Source organism: Rhodococcus sp. BS-15 (assembly GCF_000813105.1).
Taxonomy (GTDB): Bacteria; Actinomycetota; Actinomycetes; order Mycobacteriales; family Mycobacteriaceae; genus Rhodococcoides.
This window is the reverse complement of the sequence record NZ_BAOX01000161.1, coordinates 1-11,124: the sequence shown is the minus strand read 5'-3', so window position 1 is coordinate 11,124 and position 11,124 is coordinate 1. Positions and strand designations below refer to the sequence as shown.

General features: G+C 65.2%; 9 protein-coding genes and 2 pseudogenes. 7 read left to right on the top strand and 4 right to left on the bottom strand.

From position 1 onward, the window contains the following. From RHBS_RS17245 to RHBS_RS17235, 3 genes and pseudogenes are all read left to right on the top strand, one after another. Nucleotides 1-4,069, top strand: a pseudogene (locus tag RHBS_RS17245) (NAD-glutamate dehydrogenase); the annotation flags it as partial. A 52-nt stretch (nucleotides 4,070-4,121) separates the two neighbouring features. Beyond that, complete coding sequence (locus RHBS_RS17240; RefSeq protein ID WP_121869444.1) at nucleotides 4,122-4,586, top strand: thioesterase family protein; 465 nt, start codon at nucleotides 4,122-4,124, stop codon at nucleotides 4,584-4,586. Then, entirely contained in the window at nucleotides 4,579-5,268 is a 690-nt protein-coding gene (locus RHBS_RS17235) for a hypothetical protein (RefSeq protein ID WP_121869445.1), read from the top strand. Before RHBS_RS17240 ends, RHBS_RS17235 begins: the two co-directional genes overlap by 8 nt. Here RHBS_RS17235 and RHBS_RS17230 read toward each other — a convergent pair. Beyond that, the gene (locus RHBS_RS17230) at nucleotides 5,265-6,848 is read right to left on the bottom strand and encodes a glycoside hydrolase family 13 protein (RefSeq protein WP_121872308.1); all 1,584 of its coding nucleotides are present in this window, start codon (nucleotides 6,846-6,848) and stop codon (nucleotides 5,265-5,267) included. The two genes, RHBS_RS17235 and RHBS_RS17230, sit on opposite strands and share 4 nt — an antisense overlap. Nucleotides 6,849-7,059: 211 nt before the next feature. Here RHBS_RS17230 and RHBS_RS17225 point away from each other — a divergent pair, with 211 nt between their 5' ends. Beyond that, nucleotides 7,060-7,527: a cupin domain-containing protein gene (locus RHBS_RS17225; RefSeq protein ID WP_121872309.1), complete on the top strand. Its 468-nt coding sequence runs from the start codon at nucleotides 7,060-7,062 to the stop codon at nucleotides 7,525-7,527. Between the two features lie 19 nt (nucleotides 7,528-7,546). On the opposite strand, the gene RHBS_RS17220 is transcribed toward RHBS_RS17225, so the two are convergent. Then, entirely contained in the window at nucleotides 7,547-7,942 is a 396-nt protein-coding gene (locus RHBS_RS17220; protein WP_032394607.1) for a globin, read from the bottom strand. 51 nt (nucleotides 7,943-7,993) lie between these two features. Continuing rightward, the gene (locus RHBS_RS17215) at nucleotides 7,994-8,923 is read right to left on the bottom strand and encodes a mechanosensitive ion channel family protein (RefSeq protein WP_374700626.1); all 930 of its coding nucleotides are present in this window, start codon (nucleotides 8,921-8,923) and stop codon (nucleotides 7,994-7,996) included. Nucleotides 8,924-9,184: 261 nt separating this feature from the next. On the opposite strand from RHBS_RS17215, the gene RHBS_RS17210 reads away from it, so the two are divergent. From RHBS_RS17210 to RHBS_RS17200, 3 genes are all read left to right on the top strand, one after another. Beyond that, a complete protein-coding gene (locus tag RHBS_RS17210) occupies nucleotides 9,185-9,847 on the top strand; it encodes an HNH endonuclease (RefSeq protein WP_183130115.1) in 663 nt (220 codons plus the stop codon). An 81-nt stretch (nucleotides 9,848-9,928) separates the two neighbouring features. Next, nucleotides 9,929-10,180 (top strand): hypothetical protein, encoded by a 252-nt coding sequence (locus RHBS_RS17205; protein ID WP_068052560.1) that lies wholly within the window; start codon nucleotides 9,929-9,931, stop codon nucleotides 10,178-10,180. Next, nucleotides 10,167-10,643, top strand: a complete 477-nt coding sequence (locus tag RHBS_RS17200) for a DUF5130 family protein (protein ID WP_121869446.1) — start codon at nucleotides 10,167-10,169, stop codon at nucleotides 10,641-10,643. The genes RHBS_RS17205 and RHBS_RS17200 overlap by 14 nt, the downstream gene beginning before the upstream one ends. A gap of 89 nt (nucleotides 10,644-10,732) precedes the next feature. Here the strand turns inward: RHBS_RS17200 and RHBS_RS17195 are convergent. After that, nucleotides 10,733-11,124, bottom strand: a pseudogene (locus RHBS_RS17195) (ERAP1-like C-terminal domain-containing protein); the annotation flags it as partial.

The window sequence follows — 11,124 nt, the reverse complement described above, 5'->3', positions numbered from 1 at the left end:
TCGACGCGGCCCACGTCGTGGACGGCTCGGAACCGCTCGGTCAACGCGACCTGGTGGCCCTGACGCAGGGCGCGAGGCCGGCCACGGTGCACCGCGCGGTCTACCCCTACTTCGTGAGTGTCCTCGACGCCGCGAACTCGGCCGAGCACCGCTTCGTCGGCGTCTTCACCGTGACGGCGCTGCACGAGAACGTGCTCGACATTCCGGTGATCGAGCGTCGGGTGCGATCGGTGATCGCCCGGGCCGGCCATGATCTCGGGTCTTTCTCGGGTCAGGCCATGCTCGAAGTGCTGCAGTCGATGCCGCGCTCGGAACTCTTCGCCACCTCGGCGGCCTGGCTGTTCGAGACCGCGAGTGCTGTTCTGGCACTGGGCCGTCGGCGCAAGGTCAAGCTGTTCGTCCGGCCCGATACCAGCGGCTCCTTCGTCTCCGCCCTGGTGTACCTGCCGCGAGATCGCTACACCACCCGTGTTCGTCTCGCCATCCAGGATCGGTTGCTCCACGAACTCGGCGGCACCTCTCTCGATTACACAGCGCGCGTGACGGAATCGGACCTGGCGCTGTTGCACGTGACCGTCCGCCGGGCACCGGGAACGCTGTCGACGGAGCTCGCTGCCGAGGACATCACCCGGATCGAGGCGGCTCTCACCGAGACCACCAGAACCTGGGAGGACTCCCTCGGCGACGCCGTCTCGCTCGACCGCGCTGTGGACCCATTGCGGATTCAGCGGTACACCGAGGCGTTCCCCGAGGCCTACAAGCAGGATTTCAGTCCGGCTCGGGCCGTGACCGACATCGCTCGCCTCGAAGGGCTCGGTGACGATTCGATCGACATGCAGCTCTACCGTCACGAGCAGTCCGCGGTGGGCAGTTGGCGGTTCTCGTTGTACATCGGCGGCGCGGGCGTCTCCCTGTCGCAGGTGCTGCCCATCCTGCAGAGTCTCGGCGTCGAGGTCGACGACGAACGGCCGTACCCTGTGGTGCGACCGGACGGAATGTCTTGCTGGATCTACGATTTCGGGCTCTCGGCCTCGCGCGAGATGCTGCGCTCGGCAATCGACGGTGACATCGATGCGGAGTTGTCCGAGGCGGGCACCGCCGATCGTGAGAGCCGAGTGCAGCACCGGTTCACCGACGCGTTCGCGGCAGTGTGGAGCGGCGAGGCGGAGGCAGACCGGTTCAACGAGCTGGTCATGCGCGCCGGCCTGCACTGGCGGCAGGCAGTGGTGTTGCGCGCGTACGCGAAGTATCTGCGCCAGGCAGGTTTTCCCTACAGTCAGTTCAACATCGAAGGTGTGCTGCTGACGCATCCGCGCACTGCGCGGCTGTTGGTCGGGTTGTTCGAGGCGCAGTTCGATCCCGAGGCGAGCTCGGAGGAGAACGCGCAGTCGATCGGCACCCAGCTGGGGGAACTGATCGACGAGGTCGTCAGCCTCGACGCCGACCGAATCCTGCGCAGCATGTTCGAGCTGATCCGCGCGACCTTGCGAACCAACTACTTCGTGGTGGGAGTCGAGGGCCGACATCGCGAGTACCTCTCGCTCAAGTTCGATCCGCAGTCGATCGCCGAATTGCCCAAGCCGAAGCCGAAATTCGAGATCTTCGTGTACTCGCCCCGCGTCGAGGGCGTGCATCTGCGGTTCGGTGCGGTGGCCCGCGGCGGACTGCGCTGGTCGGATCGACGTGAGGACTTCCGGACCGAAATCCTCGGACTCGCCAAAGCCCAGATGGTCAAGAACGCCGTCATCGTGCCCGTCGGAGCCAAGGGAGGATTTGTCGTCAAGCGGCCCCCCGTCGTGACCGGTGACGCCGATCGAGATCGACAGGCCCATGCCGAGGAAGGCAAGGCCTGCTACCGACTGTTCATCGCCGGGTTGCTCGACATCACCGACAATCTCGACCGCGCTACCGGAACGGTGACGGTTCCCACCGGCGTCGTACGCCGCGACGGAGACGACACCTATCTCGTCGTTGCCGCGGACAAGGGCACCGCGACGTTCTCCGACATGGCCAACGGCGTGGCTGCGAAGTACGGCTTCTGGCTCGGTGACGCCTTCGCCTCCGGTGGTTCGGCCGGCTACGACCACAAAGCCATGGGCATCACCGCCAAGGGTGCATGGGAGAGCGTCAAACGCCACTTCCGCGAGCTCGGAATCGACACGCAGAGCCAGGATTTCACCGTCGTCGCGTCGGAGACATGAGCGGGGACGTGTTCGGCAACGGCATGTTGCTCAGCCGGCACATTCGCCTGCTCGCCGCGTTCGATCACCGGCACATCTTTCTCGATCCCGATCCCGAGCGTGAGTCCTCGTTCGCCGAGCGGGAGCGGTTGTTCGCACTGCCGCGGTCGTCGTGGGCGGATTACGACACCTCGCTCATCAGTGCGGGCGGTGGAGTGTGGGAGCGGACGCGCAAGTCGGTCCCGATCAGTGCGGCCGCGCGCGCTGCACTCGGGCTGGGAGATTCCGTGGACGCGCTGTCTCCGCCTGAGCTGGTGAACGCAATCCTTCGGGCTCCGGCCGATCTGCTGTGGAACGGCGGAATCGGAACGTACATCAAGGCGTCCACCGAGACCAATGCCGAGGTCGGCGACAAGGCCAACGACATGGTGAGGGTCGACGGAATCGACGTCCGCGCCGCAGTGGTGGGGGAGGGCGGCAACCTCGGGGCCACCGCACTGGGCCGCATCGAATACGCCGCTGCCGGAGGCAAGATCAACACCGATGCCGTCGACAACTCCGCGGGTGTCGACTGCTCCGATCACGAGGTCAACATCAAGATCCTGTTGGAAACGGCCATCACCAACGGCAACCTCGCGCGCGAGGATCGAGACGAGTTGCTCGCGTCGATGACCGACGAGGTGGGCAGACTGGTGTTGTGGGACAACATCATGCAGAACGAGCTGCTCGGCACATCCAGGTTCGACGCGCCCAGCCTGGTCACCGTGCACAGTCGGGTGATCGAGGATCTGGAAGTACGCCGAGGACTCGACCGTGAGCTCGAGGCACTACCGACCGAGTCGGACCTGCGGCGACGCAAGCAGGACGGCCGAGGGCTGACCTCGCCGGAACTCGCGACGTTGATGGCTCACGTGAAGTTGGCGTTGGAAGCGGAGTTGCTCGACAGCGAACTGCCCGACAGCGACGTCTTCGCTCCGCGGCTACCCAAGTACTTCCCCGAGCCGCTGCGAGAGCCGTATGCAGACGCGATCAAGGCGCATCCGCTCCGGCGGCAGCTGGTGGCCACGACGCTGTCCAACGAGGCCATCGACTGCGGCGGCATCACGTTCCCCTACCGATTGACCGAGGATTCGGGTGCGGCAGGCACCGATGCCATCCGCGCGTTCGCTGCCGCCACCGAGATCTTCGGACTCGACGAGGTGTGGAACTCGATCAGGGCAGCGGACGTGCCGACTGCGGTCTCGGCCGAACTGTTGCTCGAGTCTCGCCGGATGCTCGACCGCGTCTCGCGCTGGCTGCTCGCCAACCGTCCGCAGCCGCTGGCCGTCGGAGCCGAGATCAGTCGGTACGCCGGTCAGGTACGGGCACTGCAGCCGTCGGTGTCGAAGTGGATCTCCGGGCATCAGGCCAGCGACCTGGACTCGCGATCGGCTGCGGCGATCGAACGCGGCGCGCCGGCCGAGCTGGCTCGTCGAATCTACGGATTGCTCGATGTGTACTGCCTGCTCGACATCATCGATATCGCCGACATCGTCGACCGGGACGGAGCCGAGGTCGCCGAGCTCTACTTCGCCCTGGACGCGCACATCGGCATCGACTGGTTGCTCACAGCGGTGTCCAAGCTGGCCCGCGGAGACCGCTGGCATTCGTTGGCGCGCTTGGCTCTTCGCGACGATCTGTATTCCTCTCTGCGGGGAATCACGCAGGCCGTACTGGCGGGTGGTGAGCCGGAGGAGTCGGTGGCGGAGAAGATCGCAGAATGGGAGTCGACCAACTCGTCCCGGCTGGCGAGGTCTCGTGCGGCGTTGACCGAGATCGCCGAGTCGGGGACCCTCGACCTGGCGACCCTGTCGGTCGCCGCCCGACAGGTCCGCAACATGGTGCCTTGACCTCCAGCACATCGCAATCGCCGACACTCGACCGAGAAGAGGGAACGACCACGTGAGTGTGCCCGACGCCCATCTGTCCGACCAACGACCTGTAACCGCGCGAGTGGGCTTTCATGCCACCGTGGACGTGCGGTGGTCGGATATGGATGTGTATCAACACATCAACCATGCCCGGATGGTCACTCTCCTCGAAGAGGCACGTATTCCCTGGCTGTTGGTGGACGGGAGGCCGACGGCGAACCTGCGCCACGGAGCGGTGATCGCGGATCTGCACGTGAAGTATCGGGGCCAGCTCCGGCACGAGGACGGCCCCCTCGATGTCTTCATGTGGATCGACGCGGTACGGGCGGTGGACTTCGTCGTCGGATACGAGGTGCGGGCCCGTGGTGCCTCACTGGACACCCCGGCCGCGGTGGTGGCGTCGACGCAGATCGCGGCGTTCGATATCGATGCGCAGCGGTTGCGTCGGCTCACCCCGACCGAGCGTGAGTTTCTCGTGAGCTGGCAGCGTGTATGAGCGCGTACTGACCGTGCCCGATGCGGTCGAGCGGGAGAACCTCGCGACGTTCTGCACCAGGGCGCTGCGTCTCGACGAAGCTGCGGTGATCCGTATGCGGACCCGAGCGGGCGGAGGTGTGTCCTGCTGGGCGGCAACGGGTTTCGATGCGCTGGCGGCGCGGGTGATCACCGGAACCATAGTGCCCGACGACACCAGTGCCGGTGCCGACGTGTTGGTCGCGGCGGTGGCGCAGGCGGCCGACGGTGTCATCGACCCGGGATTCTCGATGGATTCCGCGTGGCGCGGTGCCCTGCCGCCGGACGGTGGATTCGGCCACCTCGACGATGTGCCCGCCAGGGTGCTCGTGGGCCTCGCACAACGCGGCGTTGCACTGGCCAAGGAGCACGGCAGCAGCCACGGACCGCCGAGTTCGTTGCTCGAACAGGAAGTTCTGCACGTCGCCGGCGACGCCGACGACGTCTCGATCACCATGCGGACGGTATTCGCGCTCACCGCAATGGGTTTCGTCCCGCACAGTGGCACCGATCCGTTGACCGTCGACGTCGACCCGGATCGGATCGCGCCCGACGAGGTCGTTCGCGTGCGGGTGTCGAAGGTCTGGCTACGCCTCGACGCCCGTTACGGCTCGGTCTTCGCTCGTCGCGCGGGACAGCAGTTGTCACTCACCGTCGAGCGTTAGACGAGCCACGCAGCAGCGTTCGCCGGGAGTCTTCCGTCCACGAGCGGGGCGCTGGCCAGCAGCAACTCACCGGGAGGCAGCGGGATCGACTCCTCCGACGCGTTCAAGGCGCAGATCAGGCCGCCGCGTCGACGAAACGCCAGGCACCCGGGAGGTGACCCGTACCAATCGATTCCGTTGCCGGTGAATTCCGGACGCAGAGCCCGCAGCTCGAAGGCCGTCCGATAGAGACTGAGCATCGAATCGACGTCTTCGAGTTGTGCCTCGGCGGTGTACCCGTCCCACTCCGGCGGCATCGGCAACCAGGTTCGATCGGTGGAGGAGAACCCGAACGGCGGTGTGTGCCCCTCCCACGGCATCGGCACCCGACAGCCGTCGCGGCCACGCTCGGCGTGCCCGGATCGCTCCCACACCGGATCCTGCAACGCACTGTCGGCCAGTTGCACGTTGGGCAACCCGAGTTCGGCACCGTTGTACACGAAAATCGTTCCGGGAAGCGCTAATTCGACGAGGATCATTGCGCGGGAGCGCGTCCGACCCAGGTCCCCACCGCCGTACCGAGTGACCTCGCGCTCGACGTCGTGGTTCGACAGCGTCCACGTCGGAGTTCCGTCGACCAGCTCGACTGCGGCAAGCGAATTGGAGATGGCATCACGGATGGTTGCGGCATCGAAATCGACACTGGCCAGCCGGAAGTTGAAGCCCAGGTGCAACTCGTCGGGCCTGATGTACTCCGAGAAGCGCACATTGTCCTGCACCCAGATCTCGCCCACGGTCACCGCGTCGGGGAACTCGTCCATGACGGCTCTGATGCGTCGATGCAGGTCGTGGACCCGAGGATTGTTGAACCGGGGATCGTCGTCGTCGTTCTTCATCAACGCGTTGAGTTCGAGACTCATGTCGGCCAGGTCCACCGGTTTGGCCATACCGTGAGCCACATCGAGTCGGAAGCCGTCGACGCCGCGGGAGAGCCAGAATCTCAGGGTGCGCGCGAAGTCGTCGAACACCTCGGGGTTGTCCCAGTTCAGGTCCGGCTGCTCGGGCGCGAAGATGTGCAGGTACCACTGGCCGGGGGAACCGTCGGGCTCGGTGATGCGGGTCCAGGCCGGGCCACCGAAGATGCTCGGCCAGTTGTTCGGCGGCTGCGAACCGTCTTCACCGCGTCCGTCTCTGAAGATGTAGCGGGCTCGCTCGGCACTACCGCGCGCAGCCGTCAGAGCCGCTCGGAACCACGGGTGCTCGCTGCTGGTGTGATTGGGCACCAGATCCATCGTGACCTTGATATCGCGCGCATGAGCTTCGTCGACCAACGCGTCGAAGATATCCAGGTTGCCGAACAGGGGGTCGATATCGCGGGGATCGGATACGTCGTACCCGTGATCGGCCATGGGCGACCGCGTGATCGGACCGATCCAGACCGCGTCGATACCCAGCAGTTCGAGGTAGCCGAGCTTGTCTCGAATTCCGTCGAGGTCGCCGATGCCGTCACCGTTGGAGTCCGCGAACGACCGGGGGTAGATCTGGTAGAAGACGGCGTCCTGCCACCACTGCAGCTCGGAGCTTTCGATCGGATCGGTCACAAGGGGCAATAGTGCCAAACGATCGGCCGCGGAACGATTCAGGGGCGTTCGGGCGCGACCGGCGGCGGAATCGTAGGTCAACGAAGAGTAAAGCTTTGTGCTCATTCACATGACCGACTCCTGCCGGTTCGTTGGGAAAGTGTTGTATGTTCTGCTCTGGAAACCAGTAGCGGCGGAAGCCGCGCCCGACTGTGAGGACGCGACGGAAACCATGATCACTTCGACCATCGAAGCCGTACGACTCGGCGATATCGCGCTCGACGACAGCCCCATCGAGCCGACCTGGATTCTCGAAGGAAACCCGCAGGCGCGCCTCGCCGAGTGGTCGAAGAGCATCGACGGCACCACCACCACCAACGTGTGGGACTGCACGGCGGGACGTTTCCGCTGGTACTTCGCCGTCGACGAGATCGTGCACATCATGGACGGTTCGGTGACCGTGTCGAGTGACGACCACGCACCGCGCACCCTGCTCCCCGGCGATGCCGCACTGTTCCGTGCGGGCACCTGGTCGGAGTGGCACGTGGAGAACTACGTACGCAAGCACGCCATCCTGCGCCAGCATCTGCCCGCGCCCGTGAGCTTCGCGCTCAAGGTGGCCGGTTCCGTTCGAGCCCGCGTGGGCAAGCTCAAGGCTGCCGTCGGTGGCAAGAGCCCGCAGCGCGTCGGATCGCTGTAGCCCACTGCGCTCTCGGCGCTCAAATCGCCGAGTTCATCATCGAATTGGCAGCCATCTCCATGTAGTCGATCAACTGGGCTCGGTGCGCGGAGTCCATGACCTTCGGGTCTATCGACGCGATCGCGATGTGCATGCAGCGAAGCCACGCGTCTCGCTCCATCGGACCGATCCGAAACGGGTTGTGGCGCATCCGCAATCGAGGATGACCGCGCTCGTCGGAGTACGTCCGCGGACCGCCCCAGTACTGCTCGAGAAACATCCGCATCCGCCGTTCGGCCGGTGCCAGATCCTCCTCGGGGTACAACGGTCGCACTATCTCGTCCTTGGCGACTTCCTCGTAGAACTTCGCCGTGAGTGACCGGAACGTCTCGGCACCGCCTACCGCGTCGTAGAACGTCTGCTGCGGTTCGGTCATCACACTCTCTCTGTTCGTTCCTGGTCGGCGTCGGTCACCATCATGGTCTGTTCAGTTGCCGCGCTCGGCCACGACCCCACCCGGGCGACCCAGTGCGTACGGTGCCTTGATGTCGGCATCGTCGAATGCCTGGAGTATCTCCTGGTGGAGTCGGCGCTGCACGGCCCACTGACGTCCGGGGCGGGTCTTGATCGTGATGCGGATGGTGACCGTGTCGGCGCTGACCGCGTTGACGCCGAGCATCTCGGGCGGTTCGAGGATGTCGCTGGCGAAGTCCTTCGACTCCACCACCTCCAGGGTGGTGCGTTCGGCGACCGCGCGGGCCTCGTCGATGTTGGCCGTGTGGGAAACCGGCAGATCGAGAACGGCGACCGCGAAGCCCTGACTCATGTTGCCCACACGCAGCACCTCGCCGTTGCGGCAGTACCACACCGTGCCGTTGACATCCCTGATCGTCGTGACGCGCAGCCCCACGCTCTCGACCGTGCCGGTCGCTTCACCGAGGTCGACGACGTCACCCACTCCGTACTGATCCTCGAGGAGCATGAAGATGCCCGACAGAAAGTCTCGGACCAGGTTCTGGGCACCGAAGCCCAAGGCGACACCGACGATCCCGGCCGAGGCGATGAACGGAGCGACATTGACCCCGACGACATCGAGCACCGAGAGCACGAACCACGTGAGAATCATGACCGAGACGGCCGACTTGAGCACAGAGCCGATCGTGTTGGCCCGTTGTTTGCGCCGCTCGTTGAGAATCGCGCCCTTGACGGTGCTCGACGAGCGGTCGCGGAGCGGACGCAACAGCATCGGAGACTTCCCGACGTTGTTGCGGGTGAATCGGTCGATCAGTTTGTGCAGGACCAGGCGCAGCACGATGGCGAGGGCCAGATAGCCCAGAGCCTGCAGCGGACGATCGACCAGCCAGTCGCGTCCGGTATCCGTCAGTTCGAAAGCTCGGGTGTCGAGATCTCGCAACAGCGACGGTTCGGGAAGCGGCGATGCGGACAGGAAGGTTGATACGGACACCCGAAAAGTCTACGGAGACGCAGAAATCTTGCCAGTCACGCAGCGCATGGAGCCGTCGATGGTCGATCGTGAACGCGAGGACGCGAGATGTTCACCGATCGGCAACAGAAAATGCCGAGAAAAAGGCTGTGCGTGGACGGTGCATTCGTGTTCCACTGTGACTCGTGTTCCACGCAAGCCATGCGCGGGCGCCGACTGTCTCTGGAGCAACGCATGAAGAACTCGCAACACCGCCATCGACAACTCCCGCCCACTGAGGGCCGCACCACGCACGACCAGCGTGAGACGGCCTCGGGGGCTTCTCCGCTACGTGTGGTGCCGACGGCCCACAGTGCCACGGGCGACGACGCCGTACCGGCGTGGGTCAAGCGCCGTGTGCTGCTCCTCAATGCCACATTCGAACCACTGACCGCGCTTCCGATGCGCCGGGCGGTGGTTCTTCTCGTTTGTGGGAAAGCCGACGTGGTGCACGACGATCCGGAGGGGCCGTTCATTCGATCCGCGGACTTCTCGGTCCAGGTGCCGTCGGTGATCAGATTGCGGACGTTCGTCCGTGTTCCGTACCGAGCTCGGGTGCCGATGACGCGCGCCGCGCTGATGCACCGCGACCGGTTCCGGTGCGCGTACTGCGGAAGCAAGGCCGAAACCGTCGACCACGTGGTGCCGCGTAGCCGCGGAGGTGGCCACTCGTGGGAGAACTGCGTCGCCTGCTGCGCCTCGTGCAACCATCGCAAGGCGGACAAACTGCTCAGTGAGATCGGCTGGACGTTGCGCGCCCAGTTGGTGCCGCCGAAGGGTCCGCACTGGCGACTGTTGGCGACGACGAAGGAGCTCGACCCGAGTTGGCTCGCGTATCTCGGTGAGGGTGCTGCCTGACGCGGTCGCGTCTGCACATTTCGGTCACAACACCGGCCCCGACGTGGTCCGACGCGCAATTGTCGACTAACGTCACACCCTGTGAGCATTTTTGAGACCACGCTGATATTCGGGGTGATTCCGGTTGCGGTGATCGGGCTCCTCGGCGCGTTGTCCTACTTGACCGACAAGCAGCCCGGTATGGACGTTCCGCCCTACCGACTGACGGACGAGTGGACGCGCGAGCCATTGCTGTGGACTGCTACGGACGAGGTGACTCCTTTCGGAGGTCACGGTTCGCACGGTGCCGACACAGCCGACTCGATCGGAGGTTCCGCAAGTGGCAAGTGGTGAACTCGTCCGCAATGACGTCAGAGAAGAAGACCTGCCCGTCGGTGCTGCCCTCACCGCGAGTGGCCGCGTCTCGGCTGCTCACGAATTCGGGACGACCAACCCCGAGCACCTGCCGTTCGCGACGCAGGACCTGGTTGCACTCGACGATGCACTCACGCAGGCGATTCGACAGACCAAGATCCGGTTCAACGTCTACATCGGTGATCTCGGTGCCGATCCCGCGGTGGGTGCGGATTCGGTGTTCCCCGGCACACCCGATGCCATCCGTTCGGTGCTGATCGCCGTCGACCCCAATCGGCATGCTCTCGAGATCCGCACCGGCAGGCGAGTGTCCAACCGGGCGACCGACCGGGTTGCACAGTTGGGTGTCACCGCCGCGCTCGGCCCGTTCCGCGACGGCAACCTCATCGACGGTCTGGTCACGTCCGTCCGGGTGATGACTGCGTCCATCCTGAGCCCCTAGCTCTTCACCTCCCGACCGCGCTCCTACGACGAGGGCCGGTTGCTCCACCTTTCGGTGAGCAACGGCCCTCGTCGTCGATGCCGTCGAGATCAGCTCGCGTCGAACTCCCGCGCAGCGAGAGCCCGAACGATGCCGGCCCGGCCCTCGATCACCAGGCGTCGGAGTGCAGGCGGCAGGTCGCCGTCGAGAAACTCGTCCGCCGCAGCGAGGGACTGCTCACTGATCGACCAGGACGGGTACAGCCCCACCACGACGGTCTGCGCGACCTCGCTCGAACGACGCGCCCAAACACCTTCGATGGCGTCGAAATAGCGGGCGACGTACGGTTCGAGCAGCTCGCCCTGACCTGGGCCGGCGAAGCGCCGATGATCGAGCGTGCCGTGATGTTGGGAACCGCATCGTCGTCGACCACTGTCGTCCAGGCCTGCTCCTTGACCTCCGCGCTGGGCCGAGCGGCTCGTGCAGCCGCTGCCGACCTGGC